Annotated in this window: 19 protein-coding genes and 1 tRNA gene; 11 read left to right on the top strand and 9 right to left on the bottom strand. The window is 61.9% G+C overall.

What is annotated here, in order from left to right; genetic code table 11:
* Positions 1 to 40 precede the first annotated feature (40 nt).
* On the bottom strand, positions 41 to 934 hold the full coding sequence (gene galU / locus HYPGJ_RS15960; protein WP_046847988.1) for a UTP--glucose-1-phosphate uridylyltransferase GalU: 894 nt from the start codon (positions 932 to 934) through the stop codon (positions 41 to 43).
* Between the two features lie 270 nt (positions 935 to 1,204).
* Between galU and HYPGJ_RS15965 the strand changes: the two genes are divergently transcribed.
* From HYPGJ_RS15965 to HYPGJ_RS15975, 3 genes are all read left to right on the top strand, one after another.
* Entirely contained in the window at positions 1,205 to 2,458 is a 1,254-nt protein-coding gene (locus tag HYPGJ_RS15965) for a lytic murein transglycosylase (RefSeq protein WP_046847989.1), read from the top strand.
* A gap of 105 nt (positions 2,459 to 2,563) precedes the next feature.
* A complete protein-coding gene (locus tag HYPGJ_RS15970; protein ID WP_046848489.1) occupies positions 2,564 to 3,910 on the top strand; it encodes a DUF459 domain-containing protein in 1,347 nt (448 codons plus the stop codon).
* A gap of 84 nt (positions 3,911 to 3,994) precedes the next feature.
* Positions 3,995 to 4,828, top strand: a complete 834-nt coding sequence (locus tag HYPGJ_RS15975; protein ID WP_046847990.1) for an EamA family transporter — start codon at positions 3,995 to 3,997, stop codon at positions 4,826 to 4,828.
* A 16-nt stretch (positions 4,829 to 4,844) separates the two neighbouring features.
* Here the strand turns inward: HYPGJ_RS15975 and HYPGJ_RS15980 are convergent, their stop codons facing one another.
* The 3 genes from HYPGJ_RS15980 to HYPGJ_RS15990 all read right to left on the bottom strand — a co-directional run bounded on the left by HYPGJ_RS15980 (position 4,845) and on the right by HYPGJ_RS15990 (position 12,106).
* Positions 4,845 to 6,284, bottom strand: coding sequence for a glutamate synthase subunit beta (locus HYPGJ_RS15980; RefSeq protein ID WP_046847991.1), 1,440 nt, complete (start codon positions 6,282 to 6,284; stop codon positions 4,845 to 4,847).
* 47 nt (positions 6,285 to 6,331) lie between these two features.
* Positions 6,332 to 11,056 carry a glutamate synthase large subunit gene (gene gltB, locus HYPGJ_RS15985; protein ID WP_013216607.1) on the bottom strand — a complete coding sequence of 1,575 codons (4,725 nt, stop codon included), beginning with the start codon at positions 11,054 to 11,056 and terminating at the stop codon, positions 6,332 to 6,334.
* A 597-nt stretch (positions 11,057 to 11,653) separates the two neighbouring features.
* On the bottom strand, positions 11,654 to 12,106 hold the full coding sequence (locus HYPGJ_RS15990) for an Hsp20 family protein (RefSeq protein WP_013216606.1): 453 nt from the start codon (positions 12,104 to 12,106) through the stop codon (positions 11,654 to 11,656).
* Between the two features lie 200 nt (positions 12,107 to 12,306).
* Here HYPGJ_RS15990 and HYPGJ_RS15995 point away from each other — a divergent pair, with 200 nt between their 5' ends.
* Complete coding sequence (locus HYPGJ_RS15995) at positions 12,307 to 13,275, top strand: alpha/beta hydrolase (protein ID WP_046847992.1); 969 nt, start codon at positions 12,307 to 12,309, stop codon at positions 13,273 to 13,275.
* Here the strand turns inward: HYPGJ_RS15995 and hisN are convergent.
* Positions 13,272 to 14,084 carry a histidinol-phosphatase gene (gene hisN, locus HYPGJ_RS16000; protein ID WP_083984157.1) on the bottom strand — a complete coding sequence of 271 codons (813 nt, stop codon included), beginning with the start codon at positions 14,082 to 14,084 and terminating at the stop codon, positions 13,272 to 13,274. The two genes, HYPGJ_RS15995 and hisN, sit on opposite strands and share 4 nt — an antisense overlap.
* Before the next feature lie 543 nt (positions 14,085 to 14,627).
* Positions 14,628 to 15,524, bottom strand: coding sequence for an N-formylglutamate amidohydrolase (locus HYPGJ_RS16005; RefSeq protein ID WP_046847994.1), 897 nt, complete (start codon positions 15,522 to 15,524; stop codon positions 14,628 to 14,630).
* Positions 15,525 to 15,789: 265 nt separating this feature from the next.
* On the opposite strand from HYPGJ_RS16005, the gene HYPGJ_RS16010 reads away from it, so the two are divergent.
* The 4 genes from HYPGJ_RS16010 to HYPGJ_RS16025 all read left to right on the top strand — a co-directional run bounded on the left by HYPGJ_RS16010 (position 15,790) and on the right by HYPGJ_RS16025 (position 17,295).
* On the top strand, positions 15,790 to 16,176 hold the full coding sequence (locus HYPGJ_RS16010; RefSeq protein ID WP_013216602.1) for a response regulator: 387 nt from the start codon (positions 15,790 to 15,792) through the stop codon (positions 16,174 to 16,176).
* An 89-nt stretch (positions 16,177 to 16,265) separates the two neighbouring features.
* Positions 16,266 to 16,340, top strand: a tRNA-Val gene (locus HYPGJ_RS16015).
* A 19-nt stretch (positions 16,341 to 16,359) separates the two neighbouring features.
* Positions 16,360 to 16,485, top strand: a complete 126-nt coding sequence (gene ykgO / locus HYPGJ_RS16020; protein ID WP_013216601.1) for a type B 50S ribosomal protein L36 — start codon at positions 16,360 to 16,362, stop codon at positions 16,483 to 16,485.
* Positions 16,486 to 16,569: 84 nt separating this feature from the next.
* Positions 16,570 to 17,295: a tetratricopeptide repeat protein gene (locus tag HYPGJ_RS16025; RefSeq protein WP_046847995.1), complete on the top strand. Its 726-nt coding sequence runs from the start codon at positions 16,570 to 16,572 to the stop codon at positions 17,293 to 17,295.
* 261 nt (positions 17,296 to 17,556) lie between these two features.
* Here HYPGJ_RS16025 and pyk read toward each other — a convergent pair whose 3' ends face one another.
* The 3 genes from pyk to HYPGJ_RS16040 all read right to left on the bottom strand — a co-directional run bounded on the left by pyk (position 17,557) and on the right by HYPGJ_RS16040 (position 20,810).
* Positions 17,557 to 19,002, bottom strand: coding sequence for a pyruvate kinase (gene pyk, locus HYPGJ_RS16030; RefSeq protein ID WP_046847996.1), 1,446 nt, complete (start codon positions 19,000 to 19,002; stop codon positions 17,557 to 17,559).
* Positions 18,999 to 19,445: a DUF1036 domain-containing protein gene (locus tag HYPGJ_RS16035; protein WP_083984158.1), complete on the bottom strand. Its 447-nt coding sequence runs from the start codon at positions 19,443 to 19,445 to the stop codon at positions 18,999 to 19,001. Before HYPGJ_RS16035 ends, pyk begins: the two co-directional genes overlap by 4 nt.
* Positions 19,446 to 19,514: 69 nt before the next feature.
* Positions 19,515 to 20,810 (bottom strand): DUF4147 domain-containing protein, encoded by a 1,296-nt coding sequence (locus tag HYPGJ_RS16040; RefSeq protein ID WP_046847998.1) that lies wholly within the window; start codon positions 20,808 to 20,810, stop codon positions 19,515 to 19,517.
* Between the two features lie 183 nt (positions 20,811 to 20,993).
* Between HYPGJ_RS16040 and HYPGJ_RS16045 the strand changes: the two genes are divergently transcribed.
* From HYPGJ_RS16045 to HYPGJ_RS16055, 3 genes are all read left to right on the top strand, one after another.
* Positions 20,994 to 21,302: a DUF1244 domain-containing protein gene (locus HYPGJ_RS16045; protein ID WP_046847999.1), complete on the top strand. Its 309-nt coding sequence runs from the start codon at positions 20,994 to 20,996 to the stop codon at positions 21,300 to 21,302.
* Between the two features lie 332 nt (positions 21,303 to 21,634).
* Entirely contained in the window at positions 21,635 to 21,928 is a 294-nt protein-coding gene (locus HYPGJ_RS16050; protein WP_046848000.1) for a DUF2312 domain-containing protein, read from the top strand.
* Positions 21,929 to 22,229: 301 nt separating this feature from the next.
* Positions 22,230 to 23,159 carry a LysR substrate-binding domain-containing protein gene (locus tag HYPGJ_RS16055; protein WP_046848001.1) on the top strand — a complete coding sequence of 310 codons (930 nt, stop codon included), beginning with the start codon at positions 22,230 to 22,232 and terminating at the stop codon, positions 23,157 to 23,159.
* Positions 23,160 to 23,188 lie beyond the last annotated feature (29 nt).

The following is a 23,188-nucleotide window of genomic DNA, read 5'->3' on the forward strand; positions in this document are numbered from 1 at the left end:
CTTCTCCTTCAGTGAGAAGGTGACCGAATGAGGGGATTACTTACGCGCCGCTGAGCAACCGCTGAACCTCGCGCTTGAAGTCTCCCGCAAGCTCCTCGCGCTCCAGCGCCAACGCCACGTTCGCGGTCAGGAATCCGAGCTTCGAACCGCAGTCGTAAATCGTGCCGTTGAAACGCACGGCGTGGAACGGCTGTTTGCCGTCTTGCATCAGCCGGATCATGGAGTCGGTGAGCTGAATTTCGCCGCCCGCGCCGCGTTCCTGCTTCTCGAGCAGCGAGAAAATGTCGGGCTGCAGAATGTAGCGTCCCGTGATGTGCAGATTGGACGGCGCCGTACCGGGCTTCGGCTTCTCGACCATTCCGGTAATCGTCGAAACTTCGGCCTTCGCATCCTTCACGCCGACGATCCCGTACTGATGCGTCTGGTCCTCGGGCACCGGCGCGACGGCGACGAGATTGCCGCCATGCCTGTTGTAAGCCGCGATCATGTCCGCGAGACACGACGTCCGGCCGTGATGGATCATGTCCGGAAGCAGCAAAGCGAACGGTTCGTTGCCGACGATCTCGCGCGCGCACCAGACGGCGTGGCCGAGTCCTAGCGGCGCTTGCTGGCGCGTAAAGCTCGTCTGCCCGGCAGCGGGAAGATCGCGCGCCAGAGCCTCGAGTTCCTTTGTCTTGTTTCGCGCCGCCAGCGTCGCTTCGAGTTCGAACTGATTGTCGAAGTGATCTTCGATCACGGCTTTGTTGCGCCCGGTGACGAAGATGAAGTGCTCGATACCGGCGGCGCGCGCTTCGTCGACGACGTGCTGCAGCACCGGCCGGTCGACGACCGTCAGCATTTCCTTCGGTACGGCCTTCGTTGCCGGAAGAAAGCGCGTCCCCAGTCCAGCGACGGGAAACACGGCTTTGCGGATAGGCCTGATCGCGGCGTTCATGTCTTGCTCCGGAAAAATCAATCTGCTGCCAGCGCGGTCTCATGGGATCGAACGGGCCGGCTGCCGTTAACGCGCGGACGTGCGGAAAACGCGGCGGCGGCGACAGTTAGCGCCAATTTGCCGCCGCGGGTAGACGCAACGGGCCGCTGCCATCAATGTGCCTATAAAACTCGAGCGACGCCAGCCGGGATGGAGCCGCAAAAATGCCCTGAAATCCGAGCATCGGGGTCATCATCGGAACAACGCCCGATCAGGGAGAATAACGGCGAGATGCGGCTGAGCAGATTGATCCAGGGTTTTGCCACTACGCTCGCCCTCGGCCTCGCAGTAATAGTCGGGGGGCAGGCGGCGACCGCGCGCCCGGCGACGGACTTCAAGACGTTCGTCGAAGGTGTCTGGCCGGATGCGAAGGCCGCAGGCGTCAGCCGCAAAACCTTCGACGCGGCCTTTAAAGGCGTCGAGCCCGATTACACAATTCCCGATCTCGATCTTCCCGATCGCCCGAAGATCGACAACAGCGGCCAGGCCGAGTTTACGAAAACCGCCGCCGATTACCTGTCGGCGCCCTATCTCGAAAAGCTTGGCGTTCAAGGCCGCGCCTTTCTCAAGGACCACGAAGCGGCGCTGAAGCGCATCGAAGCGCTGACCGGCGTCGACCGCTTTACGCTGGTCGCGATCTGGGGACGCGAAACGGCCTACGGATCGTATCATCCGCCGAAGGACGCGATCCGCATGCTCGCAACGCTCGCCTATACCGGCAAGCGCAAGGACAAGTTTCGCGAGGAGCTGGTCGCGGCACTGAAAATGCTTCAGATGGGCGTGCCGCGTTCGGACATGCGATCGTCGTGGGCAGGCGCCGTCGGACTGACGCAGGCGATGCCGACCGAATATCTGCAGTTCGCGATCGACGGCGATGGCGACGGCAAGATCGACATCTGGCGCTCGGTCGCTGACGCGCTCGCCTTCACCGCGAAGCAGCTCGAAGGCAAAGGCTGGGTGCGCGGCGCGCGCTGGGGCTACGAAGTGATCGCGCCGGATCACGCCGACTGCTCGCTCGAAGGCCCACCCGACGCGCGTCCCATCGCCGATTGGGTGCGCATGGGGTTCAAACGGGCCGGCGGCAAGCCGTTCTCGCGCGATGAGCTTCAGCAGGAAGCCTATCTGATGATGCCGGGCGGCGCATACGGTCCGGCGTTTCTGGCGGGGCAGAATTTCCGCGTCATCCGGCTCTACAACACGTCCGACCTCTATGCGCTGTTCGTCGGCAACCTTTCCGACCGCATCCGTGGTGGCGGCAACTTCGTGACGCCCTGGAAAAACTTCGCGCAGCCGAGAACGACGACCGTTCACAATCTGCAGGTCCAGCTGCAGAAACTCGGCTACCCGATGGACAAGATCGACGGCAAGATTGGTTCCAACACGCGCAAGCAGATCGGGCTCTATCAGAAGGCTGCGCGCATCAAAATCGACTGCTGGCCCTCGGATTCGGTGCTCGCCTCGGCAAATGCGCAGGCAAATCGCTGAGCCCTGCGCGCCGAGACGTTGGAGAGCGGCCGCCGACGCGCTATGGTCCGGCAGGAATCGCTGAAGATTGAACCGCGTTTCGGAGAGGCGAAGGCACGCGCACGAATGGCTGATGCTTGGCAGAAACTCCGGCGTTCGTTCGCGGCGATTGCGCCTCTGGTCGCACTCGTGCTCGCGCTTGGCGCGGCCGTGCCGGCAAACGCCGTCGACATGGAGCAAAGCACGACCTTCCTGTCTCCGTTCCCCGACAACGACATCTATCAGGTCACCGTTTTCGGCGACGGCTTCGCGGAAGGCTTGCTCGGCGGCCTCGTACAAGCATTCGGCTCCGACGTCCGCCTCAACATCCAGCGCCAGATCACGCCGATCGCCAACATCCCGACGTGGGACTTTGAAGGCAAGACGGCCGCTCTGGAACAGAAGATCGCTGAGCAGCCGCTCAACATCGCCATCGTGATGACGGGCGAGGATGACCGCAATCCGTTCCGCAATCCCGACAGCAAGCGCATTCAGGTCGGCACCGACGCCTGGATCACCGAATATACGCGGCGCATCGACAGGCTGATGCGCGCCTTCAAGCGCAAGAACGCCAGCGTCTATTGGGTCGGCCTGCCGAACTTCGCGCGCGGCGACGCCAACGAGCTGGCGCAGCGCATGAACGACGTCATTCGCGAGCGCGCCTATCTCAACGGCTATAAGTACATCGACGTGTATCAGGGCTTCGCCGACGAAAACGGCGCGTACTCCGCATATGGGCCTGATCTCGAAGGCGCGATCCGGCTGCTGCGCGTGCGCGATGGGGTGAATTTCACGGCGGCGGGCAATCGCAGGCTCGCGCATTTCGTCGAGAAAGAGCTGCGCTCCGATCTGACGCAAGCCAAGAGCAATCGTAACGTCCCACTGCTCGGAGCCGAAGCCGAACAGGAAAAGATCAATCCCGGCAACGCGGTCAAAACACCGGCGCCGTCGTCGCCTGTTGCGGACGCCGCGTCGGCGAACACGAAAGTCCCCGTCGTTCGCAACACCGCGACCGACGGCACGCCGCCGTCTCAAACGAGCGCAGCGTCGGGCGATCAGAAGGCCGACAATGGCAAGATCACGCTGCGGCTCATCGGCAGCAATGGGCGCGAGGAAACGCAAACGATCGAAGTTCTCCGCCCGGCGATCCCTGCGTCCGTCGTCGCTTTGATGGCGCGGCGCGAAGGCTCGGTGCCGCGCGGCGATCTCGTCGTCGATCAGATCGGCGGTGGGCTGACATTGATGAGTTCGATCACGCCGCCCGGCAACCGCGATCGCGGACGTTTGTCACCGACGCAGGCGCCGTACTTCCGCTTGCTCGTCAAGGGCGAGCGCTTGCAGCCGAAGCCCGGCCGCGCCGATGACGTATCCTGGCCGCCGAAGAATGACTCGACCACCGATGCAAAACCGGCGGACCCGGTGCCGCGCGGTTAATTCCGCCGCAACAGACGAACGTTGCCCTCGCGATGCGCCGCTTCGCTCGATCGCCTCCGCGCGTTGGCGGGTTAAAGTCATGAGATGAGCGCTATCATCTTCACAGCGGTTCTGTTTGCAGCGTTTCTTCACGCCGCCTGGAACGCGCTCGTCAAAAGTGCCGGCGACAAGTTCCTGATGACGATCATGGTCGCGTCGTCGGCGGCATTTTTGGCCGCGGTCGCGCTGCCGTTTCTCCCGCAGCCCGATGCTGAAAGCTGGCGCTACATTGTGGCGTCGGCGGTGATCCACGTCGGCTATTTCACGCTCGTCGCGCTCGCTTACCACCACGCCGATATGAGCCAGACCTACCCATTGATGCGCGGAACCGCACCGTTTCTGGTGGCGCTCGTTGGTGCGCTTGCGCTCGGAGAGCTACTTTCGTCCGCCGCCTGGATCGGCATCAGCCTGATCTCGTTTGGCGTCTTGAGCATGGTGGGCCTCAGGCGCAGCGGCGACGGCAAGGGCGTGGCGATCGCACTCTGCAATGCCGCAGTCATCGCCGCTTATACGCTGGTCGATGGCCACGGCGTCCGGCTTTCCGGATCGCCCGCGGGATATACGCTTTGGGTCTTTATGCTGACAGGAATCCCGCTCGCGGCATGGGTCATGGCCCGGCACGGCAAGACGGCGTTCGTTCGCGCGGGATTGGATTGGCGCGTTGGATTGCTCGGCGGTCTCGCAACCCTTGCCGCCTATAGCCTTGTCCTCTGGGCGATGATGGCCGCGCCCGTCGCAATCGTTGCAGCACTGCGCGAGACGTCAATCCTATTCGGGACTGTCATCTCGGCCGTGATCTTGAAGGAAAACGTGGGCACGTCGCGGCTGGCAGCGGCGTGCGTGATCGTGCTCGGCGCAATCGCGCTCCGTCTCGGGTGAACGAAGCATTCCGCGTTTAGCGCGGAAGCTCCGTCGAACCCATCAGGAACTTGTCGATCGCGTGCGCGGCTTGGCGGCCTTCGCGGATCGCCCACACGACGAGCGATTGCCCGCGCCGAACGTCGCCAGCGCAGAACAGCTTCGGCGAAGTCCCGAGCTTATAGTCGCGATCCGTCGCATCGAGACCCTTGAAGCGTCCGCGCGCCACGACCGGAACCTGCAATTCCTTGACCACATCGCCTTCGACGGGACCGGAAAAGCCCATCGCGAACAACACGAGATCGGCGTCGAGCGCGCCTTCGGTGCCCTTGATCGGCTGCAGGTTTCCGTTGACGCGCGTATAGTGCAGCTTCTTCACCTTGCCTTTTTCGCCCGAGAAGCCCGTCGTCGAGATCGAATACTCGGTCGTCGCGCCTTCGGCCTGCGACGTCGAGATGCGCAGCTTCAGCGGCCAGTGCGGCCACGACAGAGCTTTGTTCTCCTTCGTCGGCGGAACCGGCATGATTTCGAGCTGCGTGACGCTCTTGGCGCCCTGCCGGAACGACGTGCCGATGCAGTCGGAACCCGTGTCGCCACCACCGATGACGATCACGTGCTTGCCCTTCGCCGAAATCTCTTCCGTCTTCGGCTTTTGCGGTTCGCCGGCATTGCGCCGGTTCTGCTGCGGCAGGAAATCCATCGCATAGTGCAGGCCTTCGAGATCGCGGCCGGGCGACTGGGCAAAAAGGTCGAACGGCGTTTCCGAGCCGAGCGCGAGCAGCACGGCGTCGTGCTTGCCTTCGAGATACTTCGCCGACAGATCCTGCCCGACATGAATGCCGCAATGGAACGTGACGCCCTCGGCCTCCATCTGCTTCACGCGCCGCGCGATCACGGTCTTTTCCATTTTGAAATCCGGAATGCCGTAAACGAGCAGCCCGCCAGGACGCGCGTTCTTCTCGTAGACGTGCACGTCGTGACCGGCGCGCGCCAGCTGCTGAGCCGCCGCGAGTCCAGCCGGGCCTGATCCGATGATCGCGACCTTCTTGCCGGTTTTCTTGTGCGGCGGCTGCGGCTGCAACCATCCTTCCTCGATGGCGCGGTCGGCGATCGCGCACTCGATGCTTTTGATCGTCACCGGCTTGTCGTCGATATTGAGCGTGCACGCCGCTTCGCACGGCGCCGGGCAAATGCGGCCCGTTACTTCGGGGAAGTTATTCGTCGAATAGAGGTTCTGCGCCGCCGTCTTCCAGTCGCCGTGATAAACCAGATCATTCCAGTCGGGGATCTGATTGTTCACCGGACAGCCGTTGTGACAATAAGGAATCCCGCAGTCCATGCAGCGCGCCGCCTGGCCTTTGATGTTCGCTTCCGCCAGCGGCTCGACGAACTCCTTCCAGTGCTTCAGACGCTCCTCGACCGGCCGGTATGTGCGCTCGGCGCGATCGATTTCGAGAAAACCCGTCGGCTTGCCCATTTCTATTCCGTCTTTCTGTTCGTTCCGTTGACCGGTCGCGATTTCAATTAGGATTTTGCGGCTGCTTCAGCTTCGCGGTTCGTTTCGCGAGACTTCGCAAGCTCGGTGAGCGCACGGCGATATTCGACCGGCATGATTTTCTTGAACTTCGGCAGGTAAGCGCCGAAATCCTTGAGAATGGCCTGCGCCCGCTGCGAGTTGGTGTAGTGCGCGTGACGCGCGATCAGCGTGTGAAGCCGCTCCGCATCCTGCTCGCGCATGTCGACCATCACGTTGCGAACTGCGATCGCCACGTCGCCGCCCTGTTGAGCCAGCTTTTGCAGCGAGCCCGGATCGGCCGTCAGCGTTTCGAGCTGCACCATCTCCTTGTTGAGATGATTTTCGAAGTCGCCTTTTTCATCGAGCACGTACGCGATGCCGCCCGACATGCCGGCCGCGAAATTGCGGCCCGTCGGACCGAGCACGACGACGACACCGCCGGTCATGTACTCGCAGCCGTGATCGCCCGTGCCCTCGACGACGGCGTAAGCGCCGGAGTTGCGGACAGCGAAGCGCTCGCCGGCGACGCCGTGGAAATAGCACTCGCCCGTGATCGCGCCATAGAGCACGGTGTTGCCGACGATGATCGAGTCTTCCGGCGTGATGCCGGATTTCGGATCGGGCCGCACGATCAGCTTGCCGCCCGAAAGACCCTTGCCGACATAGTCATTGCCTTCGCCGATCAGATCGAGCGTCACGCCGTGCGCCGTCCACGCGCCGAACGCCTGGCCCGCAGTGCCCTTGAGCGACAGCCAGATGGTGTCCTCGGGGAGTCCGGCATGACCGTAGCGCCGCGCGACTTCGCCCGAAAGCATGGCGCCGGTCGAGCGATTGACGTTCTTGATCGCGAACTCCGCCTTGACCGGCTTCTTCGCCTCGAGCGCCGGCTTCGCAGCTTCGATGAGCTTGACGTCGAGAACCTTCTCGAGCCCGTGGTTCTGACGCTCGCTGTTATAGATCGCGACGCCCTGCGGAGCGTTCGGCTTATGGAACAGCTTCGAGAAGTCGAGACCGCGCGCCTTCCAGTGTTCGATGGCGCGATCCTTGTCGAGCTGATCCGTCTGCCCGATCATCTCGTTGAACGTATGGAAGCCGAGCTGCGCCATGATCTCGCGTACTTCTTCCGCAACGAAGAAGAAGAAGTTGATCACGTGCTCGGGCTTGCCGGTGAAGCGGGCGCGCAGAACAGGGTCCTGCGTCGCGACGCCGACAGGGCAGGTGTTGAGATGGCACTTGCGCATCATGATGCAGCCCGCCGCGATCAGCGGAGCTGTTGCGAAGCCGAACTCGTCGGCGCCGAGCAGCGCGCCGATCACGACGTCGCGTCCGGTGCGGACGCCGCCGTCGACCTGCACCGCGATGCGGCCGCGGAGTCTGTTGCCGACCAGCGTCTGATGCGTCTCGGCGAGACCGATTTCCCACGGACTGCCCGCGTGCTTGATCGACGTCAGCGGCGAAGCGCCGGTGCCGCCTTCGAAGCCTGAAATCGTCACATGGTCCGCGCGCGCCTTCGCGACGCCCGCGGCGACAGTGCCGACGCCGACCTCGGAGACGAGCTTGACCGAAACGTCAGCCTGCGGATTGACGTTCTTCAGGTCGTAGATGAGCTGCGCCAGGTCTTCGATCGAATAGATGTCGTGATGCGGCGGCGGCGAGATCAGACCGACGCCCGGAGTCGCGTGACGCACCTTCGCGATCGTCGCGTCCACCTTGTGGCCCGGCAGCTGCCCGCCTTCGCCGGGCTTCGCGCCCTGCGCCATCTTGATCTGCATCATGTCGGAGTTGACGAGGTATTCCGTCGTCACGCCGAAACGGCCGGATGCGATCTGCTTGATCGCCGAGCGCATCGAGTCGCCGTTCTGTAGCGGTTTGAAGCGATCGGATTCCTCGCCGCCTTCGCCGGTGTTGGAACGTCCGCCGATACGGTTCATCGCGATCGCGAGCGTCGTATGCGCTTCGCGGCTGATCGAGCCAAAGCTCATTGCGCCGGTCGAGAAACGCTTAACGATGCTGGCCGCTGGCTCGACCTCGTCGAGCGGGATCGGCTTGCGGCCCATGCTTTCCGCCGAGCGAATGCGGAACATGCCGCGCAGCGTCATCAGCTGCTCGGACTGATCGTTGATCGACTTCGAATAGTCGCGGAACTTCTGCGAGACGCGGCCGCTCATCGCGGCGGCATTGTCGGTGCCACGAACTGCGTGCTGCAGGTCGGCAACCGTCGCCGGACGCCACATGTGCGCTTCGCCGCGCACGCGATAGGCATAGTCGCCGCCGACGTCGAGCGCGTTTTCCAGAACCGGAGAGTCGCCGAACGCCGCCTTGTGCCGCTCGACCGTCTCGCGCGCAATCTCGCGCAGACCGACACCTTCGACCTGGGTGTGCGTGCCGGTGAAATAGCGGTCGACGAATGTCGACCTGAGGCCGACCGCGTCGAAAATCTGCGCGCCGCAATAGGACTGGTAGGTTGAGATGCCCATCTTCGCCATCACCTTCATGATGGCTTTGCCGATCGCCTTGATGAACCGCTTCTTGGCGAGATCCGGCGTCGTGCCTTCCGGCAGATCGGGGATCATCGAGTACAGCGTTTCGAACGCGAGGTACGGATTGATCGCTTCCGCGCCGTAACCGGCGAGCGTGCAGAACTGATGAATCTCGTGCGCTTCACCCGTCTCGATGACGAGACCGACCGACGTTCTGAGACCTTGCTTGATCAAGTGGTGATGCACCGCCGACGTCGCGAGCAAAGAAGGAATGGCGATGCGATCCGGACCGGCGCGGCGATCCGAGAGAATGATGATGTTGTATTCCTTCGCGCGCACGAACTCTTCCGCCTCCGCGCAAACGCCGTCGAGCGCCGGGCCCATGCCCGCCTCGCCTTTGTCAGCGGGATAGGTGATGTCGATCGTGATGGACGAGAAATCGTTGTCCTTGACGGCGCCGATGCCGCGAATGCGTTCGAGGTCTTCGTTCGTCAGGATCGGCTGGTCCACCTCGAGGCGCTTCTGCTTCGACGTGCCTTCGAGCTCGAGGATATTCGGACGCGGCCCGATGAACGAGACGAGACTCATCACCAGTTCTTCGCGGATCGAGTCGATCGGCGGATTGGTGACCTGCGCGAAGTTCTGCTTGAAGTAGGTATGCAGCAGCTTCGACTTCGACGACAGCGCCGAAATCGGCGTGTCGGTGCCCATCGAGCCGATGGCTTCCTCGCCGCGTTCGGCCATTGGAGCGAGCAGAAACTTGATGCTTTCTTGCGTGTAGCCGAACGCTTGCTGCAGATCGAGCAGCGCGATGTTCGACTTCGCGGGACGCGCCGACGCGGGCGGCAGCGGCAGCTCCGACGCCTTGATTTGCGTGCGCTTCAGCCACGTTTCGTACGGATGGCTCGCGGCGATCTCGGCCTTCAATTCTTCGTCCGAGATGATGCGTCCCTTTTCGAGGTCGATCAGCAGCATCTTGCCCGGCTGCAGACGCCACTTCTTGACGATCTTGTCCTCGTCGACCGGCAGCACGCCCGACTCCGACGACATGATGACGGTGTCGTCCTTGGTCACGAGATAGCGTGCGGGACGCAGGCCGTTACGGTCGAGCGTCGCGCCGATCTGGCGACCGTCGGTGAACGCCATCGCCGCCGGACCGTCCCACGGTTCCATGAGACAGGCGTGATATTCGTAGAACGCGCGGCGCTTCGTATCCATCGTCGGATTGCCGGCCCACGCTTCCGGGATCAGCATCATCGCGGCGTGCGCGAGGCTGTAGCCGCCCATCGTCAGGAATTCGAGCGCGTTGTCGAAGCACGCCGTATCAGACTGGCCTTCGTATGAAATCGGCCAGAGCTTCGAAATGTCGGAGCCGAACAGCGGCGAGGAAACGGACGCTTGCCGCGCCGCCATCCAGTTGACGTTGCCGCGCAGCGTATTGATCTCGCCGTTGTGCGCGACCATCCGGTAGGGATGCGCGAGCTTCCACGACGGGAACGTGTTGGTTGAAAAGCGCTGATGCACCAGCGCCAGCGCCGAAGTCAGGCGCGGGTCGGAAAGGTCTTTGAAGTAGGCCTTCACCTGATACGACAGGAACATGCCCTTGTAGACGAGCGTCCGCGTCGACAGCGACACGGTGTAATGCCCGATATCGCGGCCCTTATAGGCGTCGTGGATCGCGTTCGAGACAACCTTGCGAACGATATAGAGGCGCCGTTCGAATTCATCCTGGTCCGCGATAGAGGAAGGACGTTCGATGAAAGCCTGCCGGTGCACGGGTTCGGTGGTGCGGACCATCGGCGACAGGCAGCTGTTGTCGACCGGCACCGAACGCCAGCCGAGAAACTTCAGACCTTCTTCCTTGACGCATCGCGCCCAGACGCGTTCGCAATGCGCGCGCAGCCGCTCGTCTTGCGGCATGAAGACGTGACCGACGGCGTAATCGCCGAACTTCGGCAGATCGAAGTCGAGCGTCTTTGTTTCCGCCGCGAGAAAATCATGCGGGATCTGAATGAGAATGCCGGCGCCGTCGCCCGACAGCGGATCGGCCCCGACCGCGCCGCGATGTTCCAGGTTTTCCAGAATCTTGAGCGCGCTCTCGACGATCGAGTGCGATTTCTTACCCTTGAGATTGGCGATAAAGCCGACGCCGCACGCATCCCGCTCCAGTGCCGGATCAAATAGTCCTTCAGGCGCCGGGCGGCCCTGCGGTCCGATTTCATCTTCCAGCGGGGGTAGGTAGCCTTCGCTCATCTTCTTTGCCTCGTCAGGCCCGTCGGGCCTCTCTGCGAATGTCTGTCGGGGTCGGGTCGCGCGGTTCGCCCATGAGAGCCAGCCGCGCTTGCATTTCTGTGTGAGTGGCGGCGGTGCCGCCGGATTGCGCTCTCATGTATCGGCGAAACTTTGTCCCAGGCGAAAGGCTGCCCAAGGAGTGCCGGAAAAGTGCGCGAGCGGCCGTGACGATTATCGCGTCGATTTTCGACGCATACGTTTCATCGCGGCCGCCGTGTAGGGCGACCGGACATCTGGCGGACGTGCTTTCGAGTGCAACATCGGCGTTCCAATAAAGGTCAGTAATGCTGACCTATGTGCCGCATCATACAGATTTGCATTCGTCGCACAAGTAGAAAAGCGCACAACTTTTGTACGATGTTTTTTTGGCTTTCGCACGCCGTCTTGCGACGAGCAAATCCCCACCATCCTGGGCGAAATCTGCCCGATCGCCAATATGGTCGCGCAGCCGGCCACGACGGCCTGTAATTGCGTGCTGGCATGACGAAGCAGCCGCGTCCGGGGGAGCGCGGCTGCCAAGCAATTTCAGCAACTTCGAAGGAATTTCGAAAGGCGGGCTTACGCGGCCTTCGCCTCAAGCTGCTTCGCGTCGCTCGAACCGATCGCGATCGTTCGCGGCTTTTTGCTTTCCGGAACATTGCGAACGAGATCGACATGGAGCAAGCCGTTCTCGAACTTGGCGCCCGTCACGTCGACGTGGTCGGCAAGCTGGAAGCGCCGCTCGAAAGCGCGCGCTGCGATCCCACGGTGCAAGAACGTCTTGCCTTCCGTTTCGGCAGCTTTCTCACCGGAGACAGACAGCGTCTGCTCCTTGACTTCGATTTTCAGCTCCTCAGGCGAAAAACCGGCGACCGCGAGAGAGATGCGATACGCATTTTCGCCAGTCCGCTCGATATTGTACGGCGGATAAGTCGATTCGCTATCGAAGCCCGTCGACTGGTCCAGCATCTGGAACAGGCGGTCAAAGCCGATTGCGGAACGATAGAAGGGAGCAAATTCAGTGTGTCGCATGAACATATCCTCCTAGAGAAGCGACATGTGAGCCGGCCCGGCGATCGAGTCCGGCTCTTTGAGTGCGGCCCCGCTTCGCGGCAACCGCAACAGACAGGTAGGAAGACCAAATTCCACTTCAAGAGGTCTGACGACAGGCTGCAAGCGCGCCCTCGCCGCGCTAGAATTGTTAATGCTGCGTCGGGAATTCAGAGAGCGCCATGAAACTCGTATCACTCTCGATCAATCCAGTGCCGAGCGGCGCAACGGTTTCCGAGTTCGACGGCTACGACGGCCTCAAGCTGCGTTACGCGCTGTGGGAGCCGACGCGAGGTCCGGTGCGCGGCACCGTCTGCATCGTGCAAGGGCGCGGCGAATTCATCGAAAAATATTTCGAGGTGATCGCTGATCTTCGCCGCCGCGGCTTTGCCGTCGCAACCTTCGATCTTCGCGGCCAGGGCGGCTCCGAGCGGCTGCTGTCGAACCCGCGCAAAGGCCACGTGATCGCCTTCACCGAATACGATCGCGATCTTGCGATCTTCATCGATGAAATCGTGAAGCCGGCGCTGCCGCAGCCGCTGATCGGGCTCGGCCATTCGCTCGGCGGCAATATCCTGCTCCGCAACGCCCAGGACGAGGCGAGTCCGTTCGCCCGCATGGTCCTGATGGCGCCGATGATCGCGATCCACGAAAATATGCTCGGCGTTAGCCCCGGCATCGCGCGCGCCTACGCGAATATCGCATGTCTTTTCGGTTTCGCCGGGACGTATGTCCGAGGCGGCGGCGACGAGCCGGACGACTTCAAGGATTTCGAAACGAACCGCCTGACCTCGGACCATGTGCGCTGGTCGCGCAACAAGGCGATCATCGAAGCCGCGCCGGAACTCGCGACCGGCTCGCCGACGGTCGGCTGGCTGCGAGCAGCGCTCCGAAGCACGGCTATGCTGCTTCGGCCCGAATATCCGAAGTATGTGTGCGTCCCGATGATCCTGTTCGCGGCCGGAGCCGACAAAGTCGTATCCACTCAGGCGATCGAAGACTTCGCCGTCGATCTGAAGTTCGGCGCGCACATCCTGATGCCCGGATCGCGTCACGAAATCCTGCAGGAAACCGACGCCGTGCGGCAGCGCTTCTGGGCGGCCTTCGACGCCTACATGGGAATTACCGCGGCGTCGCCGGAGAAGGCCTAGGCGTTGTTGATCAGCGTCAGCACGGCTTCATGCAAGCGCGCGTCGCCGCACGCGATGATGTCGCCGCCGCTCGCTGGGTCGCCGCCCGACCACGTCGTGATGCGCCCGCCCGCCCGCTCGATGATCGGAATGAGCGCGACGATGTCATAAGGCTTCAGATTGGTTTCGAGCACCAGATCGATGAACCCCGCCGCAAGCAGGCAATAATTGTAGCAGTCGCCGCCATACCGGGTCAGCCGAGCCGTCGCCTTCACCCGGTTGAGCGCCCCGATCTGCTTGTCGCCTTCGAAAAGATCGGGATGCGTTGACGCCAGCACGGCGTCTTCGAGGTTCGCGCACGGCCGAGTCTTGAGGCGCTGGGGCCGCCCGCCACCGACGCTGTGATAGGACGCGCGATCGCCGGACCAGAAGCGCTCCCCCGTGAACGGCTGATCCATCAGCCCGAAGAACGGCCTTGCGTCCCGGAGCACGCCGATCAGCGTGCCCCAGAGCGGCGAGCCGATGATGAACGACCGCGTCCCGTCGATCGGATCGATGACCCACTGGTAAGGGCTCGTACCGGCCTTGGTGCCGAATTCCTCGCCGATGACACCGTCGTTCGGCATTTTGGCTGCCAGCGCCTGGACGATCGCCTTCTCGGCGCCCCTGTCAGCCTTGGTGACGGGGTCAAAGGCGCCGCCCGCGGCCTTGTTTTCCACAGGGACTGCCTTGCGGAAGTGCTTGAGGATCACCGGCCCGGAAATGTCGGCGAGTTCATGGGCCACGCGCACGATGGCCTGAAATTCTGCTGCGGGTAACGACCCGGACACTTGCTCACCCCGTAAATGCGGTTGTTGAACTGTGATTGCGCAAAATGAGCAAATCTAGCGAGAACAAGGTACAATATTAAAATAGTTATATCCAAGTAACCTAAGTTGTGGCGCGCTAGATACATCTATTCCCGAATGCGCTACCTTAATACTCGTGGAGATTGCGAGCGGCGCCGAAGCATACCATCTTCACAATGCGGTTGTGTGAACACGCTTCTATCGCAATCGCTGCCCAATTTGGGCGTTTCCTCCCTAGACTTGGGCCGTTCTTACGAACGGCCTTTCTTTATGCGGCATTGTGCGCCGCAGGGAGCTATGCGAGATCCGCACTTTCCACTTCTCAGACCTGCATAAATCGCAATTGTCGGTGATGCGATGCACCGTTATTTTGTGCAGTGCGATATGTGAGCTTGTGCTCGCGCTTCGCAGCCCTCCTTGGGCGTTTCCTCCCTAGACTTGGGCCGTTCGGATCGAACGGCCCTTTTTCTTTGCACGGTCAAACGCCAAAAGCTTGCGTGGAAGGTTAATGCGCGGCGGCGGCGCTTACTCTGCTGCAGCGCGAAAATCGAGCAGCCCCGGCACTTCCGCGAAGAGATGCTGAGCGATCTCCCGGAGCGCGGCAGCGAGGGCGACGTAGCCTTTATTCGGCTGGAACGTCATCTCGTTGATGTAAAGCCCGCGATTGATCTCGAGCTGGATGGCATGCGTGCCGTGGGCCGGACGGCCGTGGTGCTCGGTGATGTACCCGCCCGCGTAGGGCCGGTTCAGCTGCACCTTGAAACCCCGCCGCTGAAACTCGTCGCGCACCAGCAGCGTCAGGCGCGGATCGGACGAAGCCCCGAAGCGGTCCCCGATCACGATGTCGGGCCTGAGCGCGCCACCTGGCGCCATCGCCGCCGACGGCATCGAGTGGCAGTCGATCAGAACGGCATAGCCAAACGTATCGCTGGTCTGAGCGATGAGCCGCGATAGTTCGGCATGGAACGGAAAATAAAGTTGCTCGATGCGCGACAGCACGCTCTCGATGCTCAGCCGGTTCGGATAAATATCTTCGCCGTCGGCGACGATGCGAGCCACGGTTCCGAGCCCGCCGGCCACACGCACGGATTGCGTGTTGGCGTGCGCGGGAACGTCTTCAACGAGTTCCGGATCGATCTCGTAGGGTTCGCGGTTGAGATCGAGGTAAGCCCGCGGAAAGCGGGCGCTGATCAGCGGCGCACCCATCTCGGCGACAGGCTCGAACAGCTTATCGACGAAGCAATCTTCCGATCGCCTCAGCGTTTTCGGGTCGAGCCGCGAAATCGCAAGAAATTCGGGCGGATAAAGCCGTCCTGAGTGCGGCGAAGAAAAAACGAAAGGCGCAGTTTGCTGGCGCGGCGAAAGAACATCGAAAGATGGGAAGAAGGCGGACGGCACGCTGTGAAGGTGGGCATCGGACATTCGGGAACGTGTGCCTTCGATTGCTTCCGCGACAATTTGACGATGAAAGGTTCGACACTCTGCCAACGTGCGACGGGGAAGTCCATGCGTGACTTCGGCTATGGTGCAGCTGATAACGCTTTGCGTTCTGAGAAGTTCGCGAATCGCGGCTTGGCTGCAACTCTCCACAATTTCATGCAACGTTTACCAAACTCGGGCCAAGTTTGCGCCAGACGGACTGTGCAGTATCGGTTACGTTCAAGCTCCGCTTCATCACAGAGTTCCCATGCCTGTTAAGCCCTCAAGTCTACCGCTGCGCCGCATCCTGCTTGCTGAGGATGACGATTCGATGCGCGGTTTTCTCGTTAAAGCGCTGGAAAAAGCCAACTACGACGTCGTCGCCTTCGAAAACGGCGAAGAAGCTTACGAGCGTCTGAAGCGCGAGCCGTTCACGCTTCTGCTGACGGACATCGTGATGCCGAAGATGGACGGCATCGAGCTTGCCCGCCGCGCCAGCGAGATCGATCCCGATCTCAAGATTATGTTCATAACGGGCTTTGCCGCGGTGGTGCTCAACAGCGAGAACCAGCCTCCGAAAGAGGCCCGCGTGCTGTCAAAACCCTTCCACCTCAAGGACCTCGTCCGGGAGGTCGATCGCCTGCTTGCGGCATGATCTGCTGCGGCAACCTCAGCATAATTCAAGAAACCCCTCGTTCAGGGCTTGACCAAGAGGGTTCAATCCCCCTAGAAGCTCGCTTCTTCGGGCACTTAGCTCAGCGGTAGAGCACTACCTTGACATGGTAGGGGTCAGAGGTTCGATCCCTCTAGTGCCCACCATCTTTTAACCGGTGTCGTTATGAAAGTTAGAAACTCTTTGAAATCCCTTCGTTCGCGACACCGCGATAATCGCGTCGTCCGTCGCAAGGGTCGCGTCTACGTGATCAACAAGACGCATCGCAGGTTCAAGGCGCGCCAGGGCTGATGCCCGTTTTGGCGCCCTTGGACGTTACTGCGAATTCACGAGACTCGTTTTGACCGTTTTGCCGCCGACCGCTACGGTCGGCGCATGAGAGCAAACGCGCGCATTTTTGTTGTCGGACTTGCTTTGGCTGCGGGCATCGCGCCTGCAGCGGCGGACGACGAGCTTCTAAAGACCCAGCCTTTCCCCGAAAAGCAGGTTCCGGCACAGCCGCCGCCTCCGCTGTCGCAGAAGCGCGAGACGCCGCCACCGGCTGCGCCTGTGCCGCGCACAGCCGAACAGGGCGATCCCGGCATGATGGGCCTGCCTTGGCCGAAATCTCCAGAGGAAGCCTCCAAGACCCTCAGCAATCTCTATGCCTTCCTCGCGACGACGGACGATCATCGCCTCGGCGGTGAGATCGGCGCCTCCATCGAGCGGCTCTGGCGGCTCTCCGGCGGCGACACGGTCAACCTGCTGATCGATCGCGCCGAGCTGTTTTCTTCCAAGAACGAGAACGATAAGGCCTTGCCGCTGCTCGACGCTGCGGTCGATCTCGCGCCCGACTATGCCGAGGCCTGGAGCCATCGCGCCTACATCGAATATCGCCTCAACAACTATCCGGCGGCGCTGGGCGACTTGCGGCGCGCTCTTGCGCTCGACCCGAACCACTTCCGCGCCCTCGACGGCATGGCGAAGATCCTGACGCAGATGGGCGAGAAGAAAGCCGCGCTCGAAGCCTACGATCAGCTTCTGAAAATCCACCCGAACATCGAAGGCGCCGAAACCGCCCGCGACGAACTCAAGAAAGCCGTCGAAGGCCAGGGGATTTAGAACCCGCTTTGGCGCTCAGTTCTTTGAAGCTGCATCATACCGCCCGTCACCACCATCCCTCCATCACGGCCGCGCAGGCGGCCATCTACGAAAAAGTGCGAACCGCTCGCTGCTTGCCGCGTGGATGGCCGCCTCCGCGGCAATGACGTGAGTTGTGCGTTTGCGGGCAGCTCGACAATGGGGCGACGGCGATGCCAATCACGACGGCATTGCCGGCCGGCTCGACGAAGGAGAGTCGGCAATGCCAATCAAAAAGAGCTTCTAAACTTCTTCCGCGATCGGTGCGCCGGATTCGTCGACGAATGCGATGCGGATCATGTTGGTCGTGCCGGGGCTGCCGAGCGGAATGCCGGCCGTGATCAGCACGCCCTCGCGCGCTTTGACCAGCCCTTCCTCGAACGCGATGCGGCACGCTTTGCGCACCATATGCGAAAGGTTTTCTGGATCACCAGTCAGGATCGTCTGCACACCCCAGACGAGCGACAAACGCCGCGCCGTCGACTCGATCGGCGTCAGTCCGATGACCGGAATGCCCGGCCGTTCGCGCGTGACGCGAAGGACCGTCGAACCGGTCGCCGTATAGCAGACGATGGCGCCGAGCTTCACCGTATCGGCGATTGCCGAGGCAGCGGCGGCGATGGCGTCGGCGCCGGTCGGTTGCGGCTCGGTCTGCGTCGCATAAAGCATCGGCTCGTAGATCGGATCGTGTTCGACCTCGATCGCGATCTTGTCCATCATCTGGATCGCTTCGACCGGGTATTGCCCGACCGCGCTTTCCGCCGACAGCATGATCGCATCCGCGCCGTCGAACACTGCATTGGCGACGTCGGAAACTTCGGCGCGCGTCGGCATCGGCGATGAAATCATGCTTTCGAGCATCTGCGTTGCGATGATGACCGGCTTGCCCGCCGCACGCGCCATGCGCGTCATCTTTTTCTGGATGCCCGGTACGCGCTCGACCGGCATCTCGACACCAAGGTCGCCGCGCGCCACCATGATGGCGTCGGACGCCGCAATGACGTTCTCTAGATCGGCAACCGCCGACGGCTTCTCGATCTTCGACAGGATCGCGGCGCGCGTGCCGATGAGGTTGCGCACTTCGTGAATGTCTTCGGCGCGCTGCACGAACGACAGCGCCACCCAGTCGACGCCGAGCTTGAGCGCGTGGGCGAGGTCGGCTTTGTCTTTCTCGGTCAGCGGGCTGATCGGAAGCAGCGTGTCGGGCATCGAAATGCCCTTGCGGCTCGCGAGCATGCCGCCGGTCGTCACTTCCGCACGGATCTGAACTTTTGAGGCTTCGACGACGCGCATCCGGAGCTTGCCGTCGTCGAGCACCAGCACGTGCCCCGGCTTGATGGCGTCGAAAATTTGCGTATGCGGCAGATAAACCCGCTCGCTGGTCCCGAGCGTCTCATCGAGATCGAATTTGAAGATCGAGCCGGTCTTGACCTGCACGCGGCCGGTTTCGAAATTGCCGATGCGGAACTTAGGGCCCTGCAGGTCGGCGAGGATGCCGATCGGGTGGCGATGGCGTGCCGCGCACGCGCGCACCGTATTGTAAAGCGCCTTCGAGCCGTCGTGTGACGAGTGGCTCATGTTGATGCGGAAAACGTCGACGCCCGCGATGAAAAGACGTTCCACCATCTCCGGAGCGGCAGATGCGGGGCCAAGCGTTGCAACGATCTTGACCCGCCGGTTACGTCTCATTTTTCAGCTTTTCCTTGCCCCGGATCAGTGAGGCGGATGGTCCATTCCTTCGCCTCTCCGGTATCGACTTCAAAAAATCCCGTGCGCTTATATCCGCGTTTTTCGCAATCCTGAACCCCCCGGATGGCGAACGACTTTTCATTGGTGCACATATCGTTCTTGCCGCCCCATTCGCCGCCGCGATCGTAATCGACGGCGTGAACGTAAACATAGCGGCTTGGCAGCGCACCCTTGAGCAGTGTTTCGCACGTCTGCGAGGCGATGTTCCACCAGCCTTCGGTGGCCCAGCCGGTTTTATCCTGATAGCCGATTGCAACGCCAACACGGCTCGAAGTGATATTGCATAACTTCAGATCGGCATGCGCGACATTGGCCGAGAGAAGGAGACCTAACGACAGCGCCAGAAGATGCATAGCGGCGCGCGAATTGAAGTACTGCGGCAAGTTTGCTCTCCGTCTGCATCAGGTCCGTTTCGGAAGCGCGCGGAAAGCGCGCGCCGACGGCGGCCTCGCCTACGGATCGACGAGGATGACCCTGAAATCGTTGACGTTGGTCTGCGTCGGTCCGCACAGGATGAGGTCGCCAAGAGGGCGGAAGAAGCCCGTCGAGTCGTTGTTCTCCAGCATCCTGGCAGCATTGAGGTTGAAGGCCTCCGCGCGTTTCAATGTGTCAGGGAAGACCATCGCGCCGGCCGGATCGCCGGCATTGCCGCCGCCGCCATCGATGCCGTCGGTGTCGCCCGCGAGTCCGGAAATGCCAGGCTCGCCGTTGAGCGCGATCGCAAGCCCGAGCGCGTACTCTTGATTCGGTCCGCCCGAGCCGTTGCCGCGCACGGTGACGGTCAGTTCGCCGCCCGACATGATGGCGATTTTCTCGCCGCGGCGCTTGGCGTCGAGTGCCATTTCCGCGTGCTTGCGCGCAACATCCCGCGCTTCGCCCTCAAGGTCGTCGCCGAGCATGATCACACGATAGCCGCGGTCGCTGGCGATGCGCCCAGCGGTCTCGATCGACGCTTTCGGCGCGGCGACGATGACGTAACTGGAATTCGCAAGCTTCGGATCGCCCGCCTTGAGCGTCTCGTTCTGCGCATCGTCCAAAGCGCGCGCGATTTCAGGATCGGGCGTGATTTTCCATTTCGCGAGAACCGCGCGTGCGTCGGCAAGCGTCGAGCGATCGGCAACGGTCGGCCCCGAACCGATTTCGTCGGGATTGTCGCCGGGCACGTCCGAAATCGAAAGCGTCAGCAGCTTCGCCGGATAGACGGCCGCTGCGAGCTTGCCGCCTTTGATTTGCGAGATGTGTTTCCGCACGCAGTTCATTTCGGAGATCGGCGCGCCGGATTTCAAGAGCTGCTTGGTCAGCGCTTGCTTGGCTTCGAAGCTGACGCCTTGAACGGGCGCGGCCCAGATCGCCGATGCGCCGCCTGAGAGCAGGCACAGAACGAGATCGTTCGGCCCGGCGCTCTTCGCGAGTTCGATGGCCTTCTGCGCGCCGACGACCGAGTTCGCGTCCGGCACCGGGTGACCGGCTTCGAGGATTTTGATGATCTTCGTCGGCAGCCCGAAGCCATGACGCGTCGAGATGAGCCCCGAAATGCCGTCGGCGGCGCCGGTCGCGATGTAATGCTCTTCGGCTGCGACGGCCATCGCCGCCGAACCCTTGCCGCCGCCGATAATGATGATGCGTCCGCCGGCCGGAACGGGCGGCAGGTGGGGCGGCAGGCACGTCGAGGGATGCGCGGTGGTGTAGGCGGCCTCAAACAGCGCGCCGAGTGTCTGGCGAGCGCTGCCGTTCGTTCCGTCTGCCATATGCATCCCCAGCCATTGGAATTGTGTGTTTATCGTTGTGATTTGCGCAATCGCCTTCCGCCCGTCAAGGCATCATCGGCCGCAGGGTTATAGAAGGCCCGCCAGCCCTGTGCCTCAGCCTGTTTCCGGCCTATCTTCAAGGGAGAAACCCGGCCGATCCGGCACGTTCGCGAGGAGATCACAATGAAGTCTTTCGATGCTCAGACGACGCTCGAATTGGAGGCGGCAGCCTTCCGGCGTCTTGTCGAACATCTCCGCGAGCGGACCGACGTCCAGAACATCGATTTGATGAATCTCGCCGGTTTCTGCCGCAACTGCCTGTCGAATTGGATGGCCGAGGCCGCGTCCGCCAAGGGCCTCGCGCTGTCGAAGGACGAAGCCCGCGAAATCGTCTACGGCATGCCCTATCGCGAATGGCAGGCCAAATATCAGAAAGAAGCAACGCCCGAGCAGAAGGCGGCGCTGGCAAAATCGCATCCGCATGAACATTGACACCCGTTTTGCCGGCTCCATGACGCTCGTCCGGCAGTGACACTTCGCTGTGGGAAATAACGTGTATGGCCGCCTGCGCGACCATGACGGAGAGTTGATGGATCAGGGCTCACTTCGATGCCGCAGTTTTTGGTTCGACTTTCCCTCACATCCGTCATGGCCGCAGAGGCGGCCATCCACGACCGGCCGCGAACACTGAGTCGGTGCGCGGCATTCGCGACGTCAAGCCCCATCCTCTGACATATCCCTATGGATTGCTTCCCTTATCGCCTTGCTGCGCCCAGCCCGCGCCGATAGCTTCCGGCAAAGCTTGAATTCAGCAAGGAGCCTCCATGAGTACGCTTCAGGCCTCGGCGCAAAATCAGTTGCGGCAGTTCGTCGAGCAGATCGAACGCCTGGAAGAGGAAAAGAAGCAGATCGCAAGCGACATCCGCGACAAGTACACGGAAGCAAAGGCTGTCGGCTTCGACGTCAAGGCGCTCCGCCAGATCGTGCGCCTGCGCAAGAAATCGAACCAGGAGCGCCAGGAAGAAGAAAGCATCCTGGAAGTCTACATGCACGCGCTGGGCATGCTCGAGCAGGCGCCCGCGGAGCACGTGGTCGACGCGATGATCGCCGCCGAATAGGCGGTCTGCGCCGGGCGCTGCCCGGTTTGCATGAAAAATTGAGATATTCGAACGGGCCGCGCGGCAAGTGTCGCTGCGGCTCGTTTTTTCGTGCACTTGGCGGGCCGGACACAAAACCAGCGCCGCTTGTCCCTATTCGGCGCTAGGGTCAGGCGGCGCTGTGCGGCGGCCTCACGACCACCTTTCCGGCGGATGCGCTCGGAAATGTGATCCTCTCCGAGCGTATCCGATGCTGGAAACATAGGCGCAGCCTATGATAAGGACAAATCGTGATTTCTTGTCCTGGGCATTAGAGTAGCTGATGGCACACGTTACGCTCAAACAGTTGCGGTACTTCGATGCCCTGGCGCGAGAGCAGCATTTCGGCCGGGCGGCGGACGCGTGCGCCGTGACTCAGCCCGCACTCTCGATGCAGATCCAGGACCTCGAAGCCTCGCTCGGGATTTCGCTCGTCGAACGCACGCGGAACGGCGTCAAGCTGACGGCCAAGGGCGAGGAAATCGCCAGCCGTGCGCAACGGCTGCTGAATGATGTGCGCAACTTGATCGACTACGCCCAGCACGCCGGCGGTATCCTGTCGGGCGTGCTGCGCCTCGGCGTCATCCCGTCGGTCGCGCCGTATCTGCTGCCGCCGCTCCTGCCGCTTCTGAAAGACAAATACCCCGACCTTGAACTGCACGTCCGGGAAACGCAGACGCAGGTCCTGACCGACGAACTGGTCGAGGGCAAGCTCGACGTCCTGCTGCTCGCTCTGCCCATCAAAAATCCCGACGTCGAAACGCTGTCGATCTTCGACGATCGCTTTCTGCTCGCGGTTCCGAAATCGAAAAAGCTGTCGGGCCGCGTGCGCGCGACCAAGGACATGGTCGAGGGCGATCGCTTGCTGCTGCTGGAAGAAGGGCATTGCCTCCGCGATCAGGCGCTGACGTATTGCAGCCTGAGGCAGGTCGATGCCGTCAGCACGTTCGGCGCGTCGAGCCTGTCGACGATCGTCGAAATGGTCTCTGCCGGTCTCGGGATCACGCTTTTGCCGGAGATCTGCGTCGGTGTCGAAGGCCGCAATCGCGAAATCAAAGTCATGCGCTTTGTTGAACCGGAACCGTCGCGCGCCATCGGCCTTGCGTGGCGCCGTTCGAGCCCGAGGCGCGATGATTTTCTGGCTCTCTCGAAGCTGATTTCCGTCGCGTGGCAGGCGTCTTTGAAGCGCGGCGCGACCGCGATGCAGGCCTGAGCAGACACGCATCCGAAGCGCTTATCTTA

This window comes from Hyphomicrobium sp. GJ21 (assembly GCF_001006785.1).
GTDB lineage: Bacteria > Pseudomonadota > Alphaproteobacteria > Rhizobiales > Hyphomicrobiaceae > Hyphomicrobium_B.